The 16806-nt window shown below is 60.1% G+C and carries 14 protein-coding genes and 1 pseudogene; 12 read left to right on the forward strand and 3 right to left on the reverse strand.

The features are described 5' to 3' along the window. The first annotated feature begins 404 nt into the window (after window positions 1-404). The 6 genes from ASC97_RS31450 (at window position 405) to ASC97_RS31470 (ending at window position 7278) form a co-directional block, all read left to right on the forward strand. A complete protein-coding gene (locus tag ASC97_RS31450) occupies window positions 405-1226 on the forward strand; it encodes an alpha/beta fold hydrolase (RefSeq protein WP_057472251.1) in 822 nt (273 codons plus the stop codon). Between the two features lie 81 nt (window positions 1227-1307). Further along, window positions 1308-1448: a hypothetical protein gene (locus ASC97_RS34400; protein ID WP_156390506.1), complete on the forward strand. Its 141-nt coding sequence runs from the start codon at window positions 1308-1310 to the stop codon at window positions 1446-1448. A gap of 119 nt (window positions 1449-1567) precedes the next feature. Then, window positions 1568-5563: a PAS domain-containing protein gene (locus tag ASC97_RS31455; protein WP_057472252.1), complete on the forward strand. Its 3996-nt coding sequence runs from the start codon at window positions 1568-1570 to the stop codon at window positions 5561-5563. Then, window positions 5560-6201, forward strand: a complete 642-nt coding sequence (locus ASC97_RS31460; protein WP_057472253.1) for a response regulator transcription factor — start codon at window positions 5560-5562, stop codon at window positions 6199-6201. Before ASC97_RS31455 ends, ASC97_RS31460 begins: the two co-directional genes overlap by 4 nt. Before the next feature lie 2 nt (window positions 6202-6203). Beyond that, window positions 6204-6581: a response regulator gene (locus tag ASC97_RS31465; protein WP_057472254.1), complete on the forward strand. Its 378-nt coding sequence runs from the start codon at window positions 6204-6206 to the stop codon at window positions 6579-6581. 1 nt (window position 6582) lies between these two features. Next, window positions 6583-7278 carry a response regulator transcription factor gene (locus ASC97_RS31470; protein WP_057472255.1) on the forward strand — a complete coding sequence of 232 codons (696 nt, stop codon included), beginning with the start codon at window positions 6583-6585 and terminating at the stop codon, window positions 7276-7278. Between the two features lie 92 nt (window positions 7279-7370). On the opposite strand, the gene ASC97_RS31475 is transcribed toward ASC97_RS31470, so the two are convergent. Next, complete coding sequence (locus ASC97_RS31475) at window positions 7371-8303, reverse strand: LysR family transcriptional regulator (RefSeq protein ID WP_057472256.1); 933 nt, start codon at window positions 8301-8303, stop codon at window positions 7371-7373. 58 nt (window positions 8304-8361) lie between these two features. Between ASC97_RS31475 and ASC97_RS31480 the strand changes: the two genes are divergently transcribed. The 6 genes and pseudogenes from ASC97_RS31480 to ASC97_RS31505 all read left to right on the forward strand — a co-directional run bounded on the left by ASC97_RS31480 (window position 8362) and on the right by ASC97_RS31505 (window position 13944). After that, window positions 8362-9111, forward strand: a complete 750-nt coding sequence (locus ASC97_RS31480; protein ID WP_057472257.1) for an SDR family NAD(P)-dependent oxidoreductase — start codon at window positions 8362-8364, stop codon at window positions 9109-9111. 236 nt (window positions 9112-9347) lie between these two features. Continuing rightward, complete coding sequence (locus tag ASC97_RS31485) at window positions 9348-10256, forward strand: tyrosine-type recombinase/integrase (RefSeq protein ID WP_057472258.1); 909 nt, start codon at window positions 9348-9350, stop codon at window positions 10254-10256. A 3-nt stretch (window positions 10257-10259) separates the two neighbouring features. Further along, window positions 10260-11452: pseudogene (locus ASC97_RS31490) on the forward strand (IS91 family transposase). Between the two features lie 74 nt (window positions 11453-11526). Next, entirely contained in the window at window positions 11527-11667 is a 141-nt protein-coding gene (locus ASC97_RS34990) for a hypothetical protein (RefSeq protein ID WP_156390507.1), read from the forward strand. A 288-nt stretch (window positions 11668-11955) separates the two neighbouring features. Further along, on the forward strand, window positions 11956-12627 hold the full coding sequence (locus ASC97_RS31500) for a DUF938 domain-containing protein (RefSeq protein ID WP_057472260.1): 672 nt from the start codon (window positions 11956-11958) through the stop codon (window positions 12625-12627). 318 nt (window positions 12628-12945) lie between these two features. Then, the gene (locus ASC97_RS31505) at window positions 12946-13944 is read left to right on the forward strand and encodes a sulfite oxidase (RefSeq protein WP_274534190.1); all 999 of its coding nucleotides are present in this window, start codon (window positions 12946-12948) and stop codon (window positions 13942-13944) included. A 177-nt stretch (window positions 13945-14121) separates the two neighbouring features. On the opposite strand, the gene ASC97_RS31510 is transcribed toward ASC97_RS31505, so the two are convergent. Together ASC97_RS31510 and ASC97_RS31515 are read right to left on the reverse strand one after the other, a co-directional pair. After that, window positions 14122-14550, reverse strand: a complete 429-nt coding sequence (locus ASC97_RS31510) for a lysozyme inhibitor LprI family protein (protein ID WP_057472271.1) — start codon at window positions 14548-14550, stop codon at window positions 14122-14124. Window positions 14551-14714: 164 nt separating this feature from the next. Then, entirely contained in the window at window positions 14715-16307 is a 1593-nt protein-coding gene (locus ASC97_RS31515) for an arylsulfatase (protein WP_244481628.1), read from the reverse strand. Window positions 16308-16806: the final 499 nt, after the last annotated feature.

The raw sequence follows: 16806 nt of genomic DNA on the forward strand, positions 1-16806 counted from the left end.
GCCAAGAAAACGCGCGCTTCGCTAGCGCGCGTTTTGCGTTTTGACGACCGAGTGCCGCAGTACCTATCTCCCAAACATCCTGCCGGCGTCTAAAGATCGCGATCTACTGGAACAAACGTTCTATTCGTTCGATGCGGTCACCTAAACTTTCGCACAGTCCGCCGATGCTTCCGTCCAATAGTCTTCTGCGGCGCTAATCGCCATCTTCCTTCACACGATCACCGCACTGCGAAGGATAGCGAATGCAAGATATTTCAAATCCATCCAACCCCAGCGTCTCCCGCCGCGACGCCCTCCTCTAGGGCGTTGCCGCCGGTATCGCAGCAGCGTCTCCCGCCGTCGCGACGGCCAAGGCCACGGACAAGAAGTCCCTGCCCACCCCCCTCAACCACGGAAAACAACAAATGAGCACGATTACCACCAAGGACGGCACCGAAATCTACTACAAGGATTGGGGCTCTGGCCCGGTCATTACTTTCTCGCATGGATGGCCGCTGAGCTCCGACGCCTGGGACGGCCAGATGCTGTTCCTCGCCCAGCACGGTTTCCGTGTCGTGGCGCATGATCGGCGCGGCCATGGACGCTCCAGCCAGGCGACATCAGGAAACGACATGAACGGATACGCCGACGATCTGGCCGCCGTCATCGAAGCGCTCGACCTTAGGGACGCGACGCTCGTCGGCCACTCCACCGGCGGCGGCGAAGTCGCCCGCTATATCGGCCGCCATGGCACGAAGCGCGTCGCCAAGGCCGTACTCATAGCCGCGGTACCGCCGGTCATGGTAAAATCGGCGACCAATCCCGAGGGCCTGCCGATTGAAGCCTTCGACGCGATCCGCGCCGGGCTGGTCAAGGACCGCTCTCAATTCTACCGCGATCTCGCCCCGCTGTTCTACGGCGCCAACCGGACTGGTTCAAACGTCTCTCAAGGCACGCTCGACCAATTCTGGCTTTGGAGCATGCAGGCGGGCCTGCTGAACGCCTATGAATGCGTCAAGGCATTCTCCGAAACCGATTTCACGGAAGACTTGAAGAAATTCGATGTCCCGACCCTCGTCCTGCACGGGGAGGACGACCAGATCGTTCCAGTGAAGGATTCGGCCGTCAAGTCCGCACGACTGATCAAGGGCGCCAAGGACATCTATTATCCAGGCGCACCGCACGGCATCACCGCCACGCATCAGGATAAGGTCAACGCCGACCTGCTCGCATTTATCAAGGGCTGAGCCTGCCGCCGTTTACGGAGCGGCAAGCGCCGCTCCGCGTTCCCAGTCTGGCACTTGCACACCAACCCCAAGGAGTGAAGCATGAACGCCACCGCTGAGGCTACGCTGGCGCCGAGCCCGCGTGATCCTGATCTCTCTGGCAGGGACGAACAACCGGAGGGGCTCTATCTCTTTAGCAAACGCGGCGCGGCGACGGCGGCGCTACTACATGGATTTCCATAAGTTGAAGCCGTGCGGTGGCTCGACTAGGGTGGGAAACAAGGTCGCGGCGCCGAGATCTGATAACCACTCCAACGCGCAGGCTGGCGACCACGGATTTCTGTGCCCTGCAGGAGCAGCCGATGACGCGCCTCTGGTCCTACCGCCCCCACCTCTTGCATCTGAGCCTCTTTTTTGTGGCGTATGTTCTTGGCTGTGCTTTCGCCCAAGCACTCGCGATCGTGCCTGGAACAGGCATTTCTATCTGGCCTCCGGGCGGGCTTTTCATTGCCACCCTGGTCATCGCGCCTGTCGGGAGCTGGTCGTGGTGGGTGCTGACGGGCTGTCTCGCTGAGCTGTTGGGCAATGTACTGTGGTTCCATAGTCCGCTCCCTGCTGCCTTGCTCATGTACGCCGGTAACGCACTTGCAGCGCTGGTCGGCGCATGGCTCATCAGGCGGACCCTGAAGCGGCCGGTACGACTCGAAACCTTGCAGGAGGTTGTCGTCTTTATACTGGTGTGCGCCGGAATTGCGCCGATGGTCAGCGCGACCGTGGGAAGCGCGACGCTTGCCTGGTTCGGAATATTTTCACAAACTTTCTTGGGAGCCTGGCCCCTCTGGTGGATCGGGGATGCCACCGGGGTTCTGATCGTGGCCCCTCTGGCGTTGGTGGTGTTCCAGAGTTGGCACGGAAAGGCGGAATACTCCGCCGCGAGATGGGTGGAGGGCTCCGTCCTCGGACTCATCTTTCTTGGCGTCGCGGCTCTCTCGCTCAGCGGCTATCTGCCATTTGCCTACATCATCATGCCGCCGCTGCTGTGGGCCGCCGTGCGCTTCGAGTTCAAGGGAGCCGCCGTCACTCTCGCCCTCCTCGCGCTCATAACGGCGATATTCACGGTATCTGGCGCAAGCCAATTCGTCGGCGATGCCGAGACCCAGCGCCATAGACAGATCATGTTGCAGCTCTTCCTGGCGATTTCAGCGTTTTCGGCACTCATCGTGGCCGCCATATCGCGTCAGCACCAGCTAGCGCTGGTTACGTTGCGCCAGAGTATCGAGGCACTCCGTGACCGCGAGCGGGAGCTGGAGCAAATCGTCAACATGGTTCCGGTCCATATCAGGCGGCTAACGCCAGAAGGTGAGCCGACCTTCTTCAATAAGCGTTTGACCGACTTTTTCGGGCTAGACCTAGAACAGTTGAGCAAGCCGGGCATGAGCCGGCTGGTGACCAACATAGAAACCCTTGTCCACGCGGAAGACGCACCCGTCCTTCTGCAAGCGGTTCGTCGATCTGTCGCCACCGGCGAACCCTTTTCCTTGAAGTATCGTATGCGCCGCGCAGACGGTGTATATCGCTGGGTCGATGGCCGGGCTGAACCGCTACGCGGCGAAGACGGAGCCATTCTGCAATGGTTCGCCGTCTCCGTCGAGATCGATGACGAAGTACGCGCGCAGGAGGCATTGCGCGACCGGGAGCGGGAGCTGTCGCAGCTCATTGACATGGTCCCGAGTTTTCTATGGCGATTGACTGCGGATGGAGAACCAAACTTCTTCAACCGGCGTGTGATCGAATTTCTTGGTTTCGATGTATCGGCTTTGGATCGGCCGGAAACGAGTCGCATGGAAGCCTATATCGAAGCTGCCGTTCATCCCGATGACGCGGCCGCTTTCGCCACTGGTTTCGCGCATGCATTTGCGACTGGCGAACGCTTCTCGATGAAATATCGCTTGCGCCGCGCCGACGGGGTCTATCGATGGGTGGACACGGGCGCAGAGCCGATGCGGGACGATCGGGGCGGCATCGTCCAATGGTTCGGCTTCAGTCACGACATTGACGATCAGACGCGCCTTTATAGCGACATTGCCGAGCGCGAAGCCAGAATCCGACGGCTGATAGATTCGGACATTATCGGCATCGTCATATGGGATCTGGACGGAACACTGATCGATGCCAATGACGCGTTTCTCCGGATGGTCCAGCACGAACGGGAGGACGTGCAAGCCGGGCTCCGATGGCTCGATATGACGCCTCCCGATTGGCAAGATGTGTATGCCCGCGAGGAGGCCGAAGAACTCGCAGCCACGGGCAAGATGCAAGCCCGTGAGAAGGAGTATTTCAGGAAGGATGGTAGCCGTGTGCCCGTATTGATCGGGGCTGCCTGCTTCGAGGGGCAGTCTCGGCAAGGGGTCGCCTACATTCTCGATTTGACCGAACAGAAGGGTGCAGAAGCTGCATTGCGCAGCCGGGAGCGCGAACTGTCGCTACTCGTGGACATGGTCCCGAGTTACCTCTGGCGGATCTCCCCCGATGGGGTGCCTGTTTTTTTCAACAAAAGACTGATCGATTTCCTCGGCTTGGACGTCGCGGGTTTGGATAGGCCGGACATAAGCCGGCTCAACGCATTCATTGAGACCGTTATTCATCCGGATGACGCCGTCGGCGTTGCGGAAGCGTTCGGGCGCTCGTTCGCCAGCGGTGAGCCCCTTTCCATGAAATGGCGGATGCGTCGAACTGATGGCATGTATCGGTGGATGGCGGCCAGCGCCGAAGCGATGCGAGATCAGGACGGTCGCATCGCTCAATGGTACGGTCTCTGCCACGACATAGACGATCAGTTGCAGAGTGAAGAAGCGCTACGAAACAGCAAGCAGCAACTGGAGCAAATGATCGACGCTGTGCCCATCAACATCCTGAGCTACGATCCCGTGGGCAAGCTCACCTCGGCCAGCAGGCGATATCTGGAAACCGTCGGGGTACCGCCGGATCACGTCAAGGATTTCGAGGCGCTGGCCCGGCACTTGGCTCACCCCGACGATCTTCCGGACATGCTGCGGAGAGCGTTGGATGGCTTTGCGACTGGAACGCCTTTCGTGAGTCGCTTTCGGCGGCGCGATAAGGACGGCGCCTATCCCTGGATCGAGGCGCGCGCGCAGCCGTTGCGCGATGCGTCCGGGGCGATCGTGCAATGGTACCAGGTTTCGATCGATATCGAAGACGAGATGCGCGCACAGGAGGCTGTTCGAGAGAGCGAGAAGCAATTGCGGCGGCTTGTCGATGCGCTGCCGACGCTAATCTGGGCCGCCGCTGCGGACGGAGAGCCCACCTATCTGAACAGGAGGCTCGCGGAATATGTCGGCCTGACCTTGGTCGATCTCGAAGCGTCCGATACCACCCGGTTGCAGATGGCGATCCAAAACTCCGTCCATCCAGAAGATGTCGCCTCGGTCGGTCAGGCGCTGGCTCACTCGTTCGCGACAGGCGAAACCTTCACAATGAAATATCGGCAGCGTCGAGCCGATGGCGCCTACCGTTGGATCATTGGTCGCGCTGAACCGCTGTGCGATGCAGACGGCAGCATCCTGCAATGGTACGGCGTGAGTTTCGACATCGACGACGACGTGCGCACGCAGGAGGAATTACGCCGAACGCAGGAGAGACTAGCGGTCGCATCTCAGGCTGCAAGTCTCGCGGAGCTCTCGGCATCTATCGCTCATGAGGTGAACCAGCCGCTGGCCGCCATCGTCGCCAATTCGCATGCATGCCATCGCTGGCTGTCGGTCGAGCCCGCGAATGTAGACCGCGCAAAGACTGTCGCCGAGCGGATGATCCGGGATGCAAACGGCGCGGCCGACATTGTCGGCCGCATCCGCGCCCTATTCAGGCAATCCACGGAGACGAGGAACACCGCGACGCTGGCGAGCATCATTCGCGAGGCGGGAGGCCTTATGGCACAGGAGGGGAATCGGCGCGGCGTTCGCATGGAAATTTCTGTCGAAAGCGACCTTCCACCCGTCTCACTGGATTCCGTTCAGATACAGCAGGTCCTGATCAATCTCATCCGCAACGGCATGGATGCGATGGATTTTGCTGGAGCGGACAAATTTCTAAAGGTGCATGCACATCGTTTGGCGCACGAGGTCCAGACTGAAGTCAGCGATCGGGGGCATGGCATCGAATGTCCCGAACGGATTTTCGAACCCTTCTTCACAACGAAGGAAAATGGAATGGGCATGGGTCTCGCCATCTGCCGATCGATTGTCGAGGCACATGGCGGGCGTCTATGGGCTGAAAACAATGAACCGCAGGGCGCAAGATTCATTTTCACCTTACCGGTTGCAATGAAAGCGGTGCCATGACGATTGATGACCATGTTGTTTTCGTCGTGGACGACGATGGACGTATCCGGGAGGCGCTCGGCGAACTCTTGGCGTCACACGGTATGCGCGCCATCGCTTTCGGGTCGGCGGGCGAATATGTGAACGCCGAGAAGCCGGATGTTCCCGCGTGCCTGATCCTCGACGTCGAATTACCCGATATCAACGGCCTAGAATTACAGCGGCAGATCGCCGAGGGCGATCATCCACCAATCGTTTTCATCACCGGACACGGCGATATTCCGTCCTCGGTACGGGCGATCAAGCATGGCGCAGTGGATTTCCTTACCAAGCCATTCAGCGATGCCGACCTCATGGCCGCCGTTAGCACGGCGATTTCCGAGGATCGGCAAAAACGATCGGGCCGCGCTGAACTGAGCCAACTGAGGCAGCGGTATCTGGAACTTACGCCACGGGAACGCGAGGTGCTGCCGCTTGTGGTCAGTGGTCTCCTCAACAAGCAGGCAGCGTCCGAACTAGGGATCAGCGAAGTCACGCTGCAGATTCATCGAAGGAATGTGATGCAGAAAATGGAAACAGCGTCTCTAGCCGACCTCGTGCGTATCGCCGAGAAACTGGCGATACCGATTACGCACTCGCGACGGGCTGGAGGAAATTAGCGATGGACAAGACAAAACCGATCGTCGCGGTTGTCGATGATGATCCAAGGCTGCTCGAGTCGCTGGAAGAACTCCTGGAATCGGCTGGCTATGCTGCCTGCTGCTTCCGGTCGGCCGGGCATTTTCTTATCCGGGGCCTGGCGGACTTGGACGTGCTGATAACAGACATTGGCATGCCCGACACGAACGGCTTTGAACTTCGTGACATCGTGAGGAAGGCGCGTCCAGACCTCCCGGTTTTCCTGATCACCGGGCGCCACGAAATCGCTGACCAGAGCCGCGCGCAGGGTATCAGCGGCTTTTTTCGCAAGCCGTTCAATGCCCCTGCCCTGCTCTTCGCCATAGCAGAGGCTTTGCAAAAATCGAGAAATGGAGGGTGACATGAGACTTGACCAGCCGTTCCGTAAATCAGCAGCATTGTTGCAGCAGCATCAAGAGCACACGAGCGAACCCTGCGTCATTATCGTCGATGACGACGAGAGCGTACGAGAGGCTTTGTCGGAGCTCATCCTCTCGGCAGGATTCCAGCCCGTCAGCTTCGCCTCGACGCGAGAAGTGCTCGACGCCGATATTTTGGACCGCCCCGGCTGCCTGATCCTAGACGTGCGCATGCCGGGGGCGAACGGGCTTCATTTACAGCACCATCTGGCTGAGAGCGGCAATACCAAGCCGATCATCTTCCTGACCGGACATGGCGATATTCCGATGACCGTCCAAGCGATGAAGGCCGGCGCCGTCGATTTTCTGACCAAACCGGTGCGAGACCAGACGCTGCTTGACGCCGTGATCGCCGGCATTGAGCTCGACGCTGCCCGACGGGCCGAGGCTCTGGTGGTCAAACGCAATCTCGCACGGCTTGAGACGCTCACGAACCGCGAGCGCGAGATCCTGCAAGAAGTTGCACGCGGGCGCCTCAACAAACAAATCGCATTCGACTTGAGTATAAGCGAGGTCACTGTCAAGCTGCATCGAGCAAACGTCATGCGCAAGATGGAAGCCGGCTCCATCGGCGAACTGATCAGGGCATGGGAGACGCTTCCCCCCGCTATGCGCGCGGCCGAGGGGGCCGGATTTTGAAGCAAAGGATCCGGCATGTAGACGAGGCGGAGCCACGCCTCCGCGCTATCCGAATCGCGCCCAATACCCGTGTTCGCCATGACATGCGTTCCTCAGATCGCTTCGATGATCTTTGCCTCGCGGGCCATGAAGTCGCAGAGCAGTTTTACGCGCAAAGGCGGCGTACGGCCAAACGCGTGCAGGGCGTTGAAAGGCAGCTTGGAAAGCGCAGTCTCCGGGGCGAGCGCGACAAGCGTGCCGTCGTCCAGTTCCCTAGCGACCAGGCATCGAAGAAGATAGGCCGCGCCTAGCCCGGCGAGCGCGGCCTGCATGAGTGCGGCGCCGGAGTCGCAATCGACCCGACCTGAGGGAATAAAGCCGCTTCCGTCAGCCAAGCGCAGTGGCTGTGTTACTCCGCCCAACGCATAGCGGGCAAAGGGCAAAGCCGCCAAGGCTTCGGCGGTGGGGGGATTGCCCCAGGTTCTTACAAAATCCGGCGACGCCACGATGGCCATCGGCAGGTCGGCCAGATGGCGAACCATGAGATCTCCCTCTGAGGGAATACCTGCGCGCAACGCGACATCATAATCCTCCCTGATCAGATCGATGAACCGGTCCGTAAGACCGATATCGAGATGCAGGTTTGGATAGTCGGCCGCAAAGCTGGCAAACAAACGTGGGAGCAGCAGAGGAGCGAGCTCATTGGGCATGCTGATGCGGAGACGGCCGGAAGGCGCGGCGCCGGATCCGATCACCTCGTCGCTGGAATCCAGGTCGCGCAACAGCGGCGCAACCCGTCCGAAGAAAGTCTGACCGTCTTGAGTTAGCGTAAGGGCACGAGTGGAACGCAGGAAAAGGCGAGTGCCAATCTTCTTCTCCAACCGCGCCACGCTCTTCGACACGGCGGAAGGCGTCGTGTTTAGATCCCGCGCGGCTGCGCTGAACGAGCCCGCCTCCACCGTTCGCACGAAAGCCGTCAATCCCCGCGTCTCGTTCAACAGGTTCGGCATTTGCGACTCCATGGCACAAATCATGTGCCCGCCCATGATCTAACGAGGCGGACCGACGGCGTCTATCTCTTCTCAAGCTGAAAGGAGATAAACAATGCAACAACTTAAAGACAAGGTCGCCGTTATCACCGGGGGCAATAGCGGTATCGGGAAGGCGACTGCCCAACTGTTCGCAGAAGAAGGAGCGCAAGTCATCATCACCGGCCGGCGGCAGGACTTCGTTAATCAAGTGGTGCATGAAATCGGCCATTCGGCCATTGGTTTCGTAGGCGACGTCGCCAATCTCGAGGATCATCACAAGCTGGCAGACACCGTGAAAAGCCGCTTTGGTGGTCTCGACATCTACATGGCCAATGCGGGTGTCATCAATCTTGCCGCATCCTCCAATGTGACGCCGGAAGACTATGACCGGCACTTCACTATTAATACCCGTGGCGTGTTCTTCGGTGTGCAAGCGATCGCACCGCTGATCCGCAACGGGGGGAGCATTATCGTCACGAGTTCGCTCGCAGCCACGAAGGTCCTGCCGGACCATACGGTCTATGCCGGATCAAAAGCCGCCGTCGCCGCCTTTGCGAAGAACTGGGCGATCGAATTCAAGTCACGACGTATTCGCGTCAACATCCTGAGCCCTGGACCAGTCGAGACCGAAATTCTCGCAAAGCTCGGTGTGTCGGAAGCCGAACGTCCCGCATTCGAAGATCACATGGCATCTCTCATCCCTGCTGGCCGTTTGGGTCGTCCGGAGGAATTGGCCCGCGCCGCACTCTTTCTCGCCTCCGACTCAGGAAGCTTCGTCAATGGGATCGAACTTCATACTGATGGCGGGATGAAGTTGGTTTGAAGTTGCCGGATATATTCTAGCCCAAATCGGACCGGGCGAAGCGGAAGTCATTTCCGGTTCGTCCCGAGCCGAATTCGCCTGGCCTTAACCGGAATGACTGGGGCCGGAGAACGAACCCGCTGCGCGGGAGGGCGCCTGCGGTTGAAATAGTGGGCACAGGCTGGAGGTCGCGCCTGGGTTGAACGTCGTCCGGCAAGGGCGGAGCATGACGAGCCTCTTCAACAAGGAGCCTGACCATGCAGTACCCCCATCTCGACACGCCCGTCAGCCCTCTGCGCCAGCGGTTGATCGACGACATGAACATGCGACGTTTCTCACGCGAAACGCAGCGCAACTATCTTCGCGACATCGGTCGCCTGGCAACCTTCCTCGGGCGTTCACCAGACACGGCAACCGCCGACGACCTGCGCCGGTTCCAGATCGAGCAGCAGGAGGATGGCGTTCCCGTTCCGACGATGAACAGCATCGTGTCGGCGCTACGGTTCTTCTTCACCCAGACCCTCGACCGCCCGGACCTGGCGCGCAGGCTCGTCCGGCTGGCGCATCCTCGGAACCTGCCTGTGGTGCTGAGCCGCGACGAGGTTTCCCGGTTACTCAATGCCACCACCTGCCTCAAGCACCAGGCAGCATTGTCGGTCGCCTATGGCGCCGGCCTACGTGTTGCGGAGGTCTCCATGCTGAAGGTCGCCGACGTCGACAGCGAGCGGATGCTGCTGCGCGTCGAACGTGGCAAGGGCGGGCGCTATCGCAATGCCATGCTTTCGGAGGACCTACTCACCCTGCTGCGCCAGTGGTGGAAGGTGGGGCGGCAGCAGGGTGTGATGCACCGCGACGGCTGGCTGTTCCCCGGACAGCACGCCATGAAGCCGATCAGCACGCGGCAGCTCTATCGCATCGTCGTTGAGGCGGCCCAGGCCGCCGGCATCGCCAAGCGGGTTGGGCCGCACACGCTACGCCACAGCTTCGCTACCCACCTGCTGGAGGACGGCACCGACATCCGGATCATCCAAGTCCTGCTCGGGCACGCCAAGCTAAACAGCACCGCCCTCTACACCAAGGTGGCGACCAGGACGGTCCGCACGGTTACGAGTCCACTCGACAAGCTCGGCCTGTTCAAGCCGGGAGAAGCCTCCCCCGACGGTTGAACCTTGCGTGCCTCTGTCGAGGTCGCCGACATCTTCCGTGCTGCCGGGGCGGCGTACCGGCGCGCGCATGCAGGACATCTGAGCCTGCCGCAACTGAAGGTGATGTCGGCGGTCGAGAACTGCCGCACTGCTGCCCTCGGCGGTCACGTCGAGGCCTGCGAGGACTGCGGGCAGTGGCGGATCGCCTACAACTCCTGCCGCAATCGGCATTGCCCAAAGTGCCAGGGCGCAGCCTCACGGACATGGCTTGCCGAACGCGAGGCTGATCTGCTTCCAGTCGGCTACTTCCACGTCGTGTTCACGCTGCCGGCCGAGGTCGCCGGCATATCGTTCCAGAACAAGGCGCTCGTCTATGACCTGCTGTTCAAGGCGGCGTCGGAGACGATGCTGACCATCGCGGCCGATCGCAAGCACCTCGGCGCGCGTATCGGCATCACCGCCGTGCTCCACACCTGGGGATCGGCGATGACGCACCATCCGCATGTGCACATGATCGTTCCGGGCGGCGGCATCACGCCAGACGGAAGCCGATGGATATCATCGCGCCCGGCCTTCTGCTTCCAGTACGCGTACTCAGCAAACTGTTTCGACGACTATTCCTCACCCGACTGGTCGGTCTGTACGACGCCGGGCGGTTCAGCTTTTTTGGCGCCCTTGCTCATCTCGCCGAGCGGCAGGCATTCTTGCGGCATCTATCGCCGGTCCGAAAGAAGCGCTGGGTGGTCTATGCGAAGGCGCCGTTCGCGGGTCCCGAGGCGGTTCTTGCCTATCTGTCGCGCTATACCCACCGGGTCGCAATCTCGAACCGCCGCCTGATCACCTTCGACAACTCTGGCGTAACCTTCCGCTATAAAGACTACCGCCGCGACGGCTGCGACCGGCAGCAGATCTTGACGCTCGCGGTCGATGAGTTCATCCGCCGTTTCCTGATCCATGTCCTGCCGCGTGGCTTCCATCGTATCCGGCACTACGGCCTGCTCGCCGGCTCAGCCCGCAAGACCAGCCTCACGCTCGCGCGTGAACTCCTCCACGTCGCCGCACCGGTCGATGACGGCGTACCAGGTGAACAGGATGACTTCCGCCCGCCATGCCCCTGCTGCGGCGGACGCATGATTATCATCGAGATGTTCGAACGGTGGAGGCAGCCGCGTGGACCGCCGGACAAAACCACACCGAACCGGGAGACCACCCCATGACCCGGCATCGCATGATCGGGCCTCCGGCCGCGGGCACTCAGCCTCAGGCAACGAACCCACACGAGTCTATGCTGATGATCGACATTAAAGGAGGCGCGTCCCGCCGCGCGACGTGCCAACAACACGACGCAAAGGCACAACAAAATCGTCTGTCCCCATCCACCTGCCGCTTCCTGATGGCGCTCGCGCCACCAACGGCACTGGCGGAAATCTGAAATCCCCATAGCCTCCGACCGTGGCCCGCGGGTTCCTTCCTCGGGGACTTTCGTACGCCTGACGGCGCCCGAAACTCTTCGCGGCAGTGGACTGTCGGCTGCCGGACTCCGATTTTCTAAAGCAGACCTTGAGCCTGGCGGGCGCGTGATCTGACGCGAAGAGGACGTTCGGTCCCCTCGGCCGAACGCACGCGCCGACGCCCCCTTCGTAAGTCCGAAATCCTTGGTTTCAGTCCCATCATTTCAGCTATAAGGTGGAAGACATCGCCCAAAGGGGATTCAAGGCCAATGCCCCCAGAGAAGAAGGACCGTTCGCCTGTTGCGCTGGAACAGCGCGACGTAAGCGCCGACCAGCGCATGTTCTCGCCTTCTGTTGCGCGAAATTCGGCACCGATCCTCGCGGTCCTAAAACGTGTCCTTCCAACACATGGCGCCGTGCTGGAGATTGGATGCGGGACCGGAGAGCACGCCGTGTGCTTTGCGGGAGCAATGCCCAACCTCACCTGGCAGCCGAGCGATCCGGATGCCGACGCCCGCACCAGCACGTCTGGCTGGATCAAATTCGCGCGGCTGAAGAATGCGCTGGCACCGCGGGATATTGATGTGTGCTCAGGACAATGGGGCGTCGAACAAACGGGGCATTTTGACGCCATCGTGTCGATCAATATGATTCATATCGCGCCATGGGCGGCAAGCTTGGGATTGTTCGCAGGAGCTGGCCGTTTGCTTCACGCTGGTGGGTTTCTTCTTCTCTACGGCCCGTTCATGCGCGACGGTGCACACACCGCCCCCTCGAACGCTGCTTTCGACGCGGCTCTAAAGGAGCGCAACCCATCTTGGGGTGTGCGTGATATCGCTGATCTTGAACAAGTGGGTGCGGCCGCTGGACTTAATCTCCGCGAGACGATTGAGATGCCTAGCAACAATATGTTGCTGGTCTTCTCCAGCAGTAGTGCCTGAACGACAAGTGGGCGCGAAAGAGACGTGGGCCTATAGCAGCATTCGGACCCTTTGCTGTCGTTCGAGGTCGATCCGAGGAACGTGCGGTATGTGCTAGACTGCGGCGAAGGCGGAACGCTGCAGACACGCTGCGAGGGGCGGTGTGATGAGCCGGAATTCGCGCGACCGAGTGCCAACGTTGTGCTCTTGGAAGGGGAGACGAGGACGATGCCGACACCAGAGCAACCCAGTCCAATAGTTCGACAGAAATCCCCACCGAACATTGAGTTTCCGTTTGCGTCGCTCTCCGATTGGCTGATCCCAACCGAGTCGTTCTTCGTGCGAAACCATTTCCCCTCGCCGGACCTCGATGCGCGAGACTGGAGATTGCGCGTTGGCGGGGCGGTGGAGCGGCCGATCGAACTTGACCTCGACAGCATCAAGGCGATGCGGAGCACCACTTTCACCGCCGTCGTCGAGTGCGCAGGAAACGGCCGCGTCTACTATGTGCCACCGAAGGAGGGGTTGCAGTGGCAGAACGGAGCCGTTGGCAATGCTGCGTGGACAGGTGTTTCTCTGCGAGAGATTTTAGACATGGCGGGCGTCAAGCGCACCGCACGTGAGGTTCTGCTCATTGGCGCGGACAGCGGCGTCGTCGACACGAACAGGAAAACGGCTTCTCCCGGCCCCATCGCTTTTGCGCGCAGTTTGCCGCTTGAGAAGGCCATCGCTGACAGCACGATCCTTGCCTATTCGATGAACGAAGAGCCGTTGACGCGCGATCACGGCTACCCGCTGCGCGCGGTCGTGGGTGGCTGGTTCGGCATGGCTTGGGTCAAGTGGATCACGCAAATCACGGTTGTGGAACAACCGTTCCTTGGCTACTGGCAGGCGCGCGACTATTTCCGTTGGGAGCGCAGCCTCGGGGAACCCAGGCTGGTCCCCCTCGCGGAGATGGAGGTCAAAGCGCAGATCGCGCGTCCCGTGCAGGGGGCGCGTCTCATCGCCGGCCAGCCGTATCGGATTTTCGGAGCCGCCTGGAGCGGAGAGGCAGTTATCCGGCAGGTGCAGGTCTGCACCGGAGATGGTAGGGGCTGGCGCGAGGGAAGGCTCCTCGAATCAGAACGTCCCTTTGCATGGCGCTTGTGGGAGTACATGTGGACCCCTGAAGAAGTGGGGCGATATAGCCTGCGATGTCGCGCGATCGATGGGGCGGGGTGCGTGCAGCCCGACCTCCAGCGTTCCGACTGCGAGAGCTACGCGGCCAATTGGATCGTTCCGGTGGAGGTTAGTGTCGTGCCCGAGCCACAGACGTACGAGGAGGAATTCGTGATCTAATCACCCGCATCGGGCGGAATGGCGGCTTGGCGCAACTGCGGCCCGCGTTGTCACTGCGTCATGTCCGCTTTGCAGCAACGGCGGCCGGCGGCTCGATGACCACTATGGGGACGCAATCCTGCCGTCGGCTCCCATGCGGGAGCGTCAGAAGAAAAAATGACAGGTCTAAGCGGCCGTTCAATTGCCTTTGAAAAGGTCGCGATAGCTTTCGAGGTCGGTGATCCGTTGATCGATTACACCTGCCCGGCATGTAACGTAATCCAGCACCATCCGTTCCGCGCCCCAGTCACCGTTCGCGTAAATCTGGCACGAACCTTCCTTGTATGTGTTCCAGAGGCGCTGCTCGGCCAGAAGATCGGTTTTCGTCTGCCCCGTGCTCCGTCCGTAGATTTCTTTCCAGACCGAGTTCAATTTCTCGTCTTCCTGCTTCAACCAGACCTGCCCGCAGCCGGCCCACGCCGCGTTGCTACCGTCAGACTTGTCCATGCATGCTTGCCAGTCCTTTTGCCCGACATCGGAGTCTTTGGGAAATGCCGGACCGGTCCCAAAGGTTACCAGTGATAAGAGAACCGTATGAACCGTCCATGATCGATGGAATACTTTCATCCTTCTATCCTTCTGTCTCTTGAGAGAGCAAAACGCGGCCCCATTTGGCAAGTCAAGCTTGCACGCCACAAAGGTGCAATCAACCATGGAATTCTTCCTGGTTGTAATTCCAATTGTGTGTTTGGTCTTGAACCGATTCTCCCTGACGGGACTGCCGGACTAGCTCATTGCCCCAGGCCAATATTCTTCGGCGGATACTTCTTGTACGTCGCGCCATGGGCCTTCATCTCCGCGGCCATCGAGGCCAGGAAGGCGTTCATGCGGTGGCCGACCGGGTATTGCTCCTTCGGATCAATGTAGAGATTGAACAGCCAGGGCGCGAGGCCGACGTCGCTGACGGTGGTCATGTCGATATTGAGCCACTGGGCGTGCTCCTGAACCACTTTCACATGGATTTTGTATTCGTACATCCGCATGGCCATGAAATCCTGTTCGTTCCAGATATAGACCTTCTCGCGGTTGGAGCGGCCGTCGTCTGCCAGCAGGAAGGATGTTTGATCGATACCGTCGATGTAGCGATCGGTCGGGATCTTGTCGGCGGCGCCCGCCAGATGAAGCGATGTATTGAACAGGTCCATGAGGTCGAAGAGGTCGTCGCTTTCTCGGCCGGGCTTGATCACGCCACGCCAGTAGGCGATCCCGGGCACCCGCACGCCGCCTTCCCAGGCCGAGCCTTTGGCGCCGCGGAACGGCGTGTAACCTGCATCCGGCCAACCATCGAGTTGCGGCCCGTTGTCGGAGGTCACGAAGATGAAGGTGTTGTCGAGAACGCCTGCTTTGTCCAGCGCACCAACAATTTCGCCGATATAGGCATCGACCTCTACCACATCGTCCTTGTAGGGATATTTGCTGGCGCTCTTGCCCTCGAAGGCCTTAGACGCAAAGTTGTCGGCATGTACCTTCATGAAGGCGTGTTCAAGAAAAAATGGTGCCGTACCACTCGCGAGTTCCTTGATCTTTTCGAGGCTGAATTCCTTCAGCATCCGGTCGCCTTCCGCCATCTTCTCGATGCTGTCGATCTGCGCGACGTCCTTGGTCTCGCCACCCTTGAAACCGTGAACGAGCGCCGTGCTCGACCCGGTCTTGCGCAGCATTTCCAGTCGCTCGGGATTAAGGACCAGATCGGGATAGCGCCGTTTGTCGACGCCCTGGCTGATCTCCTTCTCGGCTTCGTAGAAGCCGTAGAACTCGTCAAAACCGATGTCCTGCGGCCGCATGCCCTCGCTTTCTCCGACATGCCACTTGCCCGAAAGCACAGTCTTATATCCTGCTTCGCCAAGCAGTTTCGGTAGCGAAGTCTCGTCCGCCCAAGGATTCTTGGTGATCTTGTCGCCGGCAAGGATCGGTCGCGTCAGGCCGGTGCGCACCGGAAGGCGCCCCGTCAGGATGGCGGAGCGGGTCGGCGTACAGGTCGCCTGGGAGTAGGTCGACGTCATCTTCAGGCCTTCGTGGGCCAGCCTGTCCATGTTGGGAGTGGCAGCCCCGATCACTGCCCCGCCGCCGAATGCGCCGGGATCGCCATAGCCCATATCATCGATGAGCAGCCAGACGATATTCGGCCGTCGGCCGGTGCGGGCCATCAGTTCGTCCAGCTTCTTCTGCGCTGCAGCCGTCTGATCGGCATGGACAAGCGCCGGCTCCATGCTCTCGCTCGTTCGTTCTGCTTTGGTCAGTACAGATTGCGCCAGCGCGAAACTTGGGATCGCCGCGAGCACCGCCGTTTGCAGAACCAGGGCGCGAAGGGTCTTCATCTTCATGATATTCTCCCGTGTCTGAATGCGCCATGAGCCTGCGGCCTCGAGGCCCAATCGGCGCAGGCAATTGGCTGAGAATGCATCCCGAAGACCGGGAGGCTGCGCCGGTCAAGGCCGAAACAAGGAAACGGTAGCCAACAATGATTTCAGTTTCATTCCGTGCCCCACTCTGATGATGCTTTAGGCCTCGCCGCAGGTTGCAACCTCGGTGCGGACAATTGCAACTCAGCATCAAATGGTCAATCATGTTATGCGACCCGCCCAAAAAGTTATAAAAACAGCGAAAAATCGCTGGCATGGGCGAATAGGAGCGGCTCCCGAACCATTCAAGACAGACTGTCTGCTTACGGGAACTAAAGCGGGTTGTGTAAACGACCGAAATCGGCGCGCACGTCAAGCTCAGGCGAGATTGCCCCGGAGGAGAAACGCAAAAAGCTCCTCGACGGTTAGGCGGAGGAGCTTTGTTTTGGGTGTCTTTGAAGATTCTGGTTGCGGGGGCAGG

It is taken from the genome of Rhizobium sp. Root1203 (assembly GCF_001424945.1).
Lineage (GTDB): Bacteria > Pseudomonadota > Alphaproteobacteria > Rhizobiales > Rhizobiaceae > Rhizobium.

Excerpts from the sequence above, each read along its gene's own strand:
- ASC97_RS31480 (WP_057472257.1), top strand. The coding sequence starts at position 8,362 with ATGCAACAACTTAAAGACAAGGTCGCCGTTATCACCGGGGGCAATAGC.
- ASC97_RS34990 (WP_156390507.1), top strand. The coding sequence starts at position 11,527 with ATGATCGACATTAAAGGAGGCGCGTCCCGCCGCGCGACGTGCCAACAA.
- ASC97_RS31475 (WP_057472256.1), bottom strand. The coding sequence starts at position 8,303 with ATGGGCGGGCACATGATTTGTGCCATGGAGTCGCAAATGCCGAACCTG.
- ASC97_RS31500 (WP_057472260.1), top strand. The coding sequence starts at position 11,956 with ATGCCCCCAGAGAAGAAGGACCGTTCGCCTGTTGCGCTGGAACAGCGC.
- ASC97_RS31460 (WP_057472253.1), top strand. The coding sequence starts at position 5,560 with ATGACGATTGATGACCATGTTGTTTTCGTCGTGGACGACGATGGACGT.
- ASC97_RS31450 (WP_057472251.1), top strand. The coding sequence starts at position 405 with ATGAGCACGATTACCACCAAGGACGGCACCGAAATCTACTACAAGGAT.
- ASC97_RS31485 (WP_057472258.1), top strand. The coding sequence starts at position 9,348 with ATGCAGTACCCCCATCTCGACACGCCCGTCAGCCCTCTGCGCCAGCGG.
- ASC97_RS31465 (WP_057472254.1), top strand. The coding sequence starts at position 6,204 with ATGGACAAGACAAAACCGATCGTCGCGGTTGTCGATGATGATCCAAGG.
- ASC97_RS31455 (WP_057472252.1), top strand. The coding sequence starts at position 1,568 with ATGACGCGCCTCTGGTCCTACCGCCCCCACCTCTTGCATCTGAGCCTC.
- ASC97_RS34400 (WP_156390506.1), top strand. The coding sequence starts at position 1,308 with ATGAACGCCACCGCTGAGGCTACGCTGGCGCCGAGCCCGCGTGATCCT.
- ASC97_RS31510 (WP_057472271.1), bottom strand. The coding sequence starts at position 14,550 with ATGAAAGTATTCCATCGATCATGGACGGTTCATACGGTTCTCTTATCA.
- ASC97_RS31515 (WP_244481628.1), bottom strand. The coding sequence starts at position 16,307 with ATGAAGATGAAGACCCTTCGCGCCCTGGTTCTGCAAACGGCGGTGCTC.
- ASC97_RS31470 (WP_057472255.1), top strand. The coding sequence starts at position 6,583 with ATGAGACTTGACCAGCCGTTCCGTAAATCAGCAGCATTGTTGCAGCAG.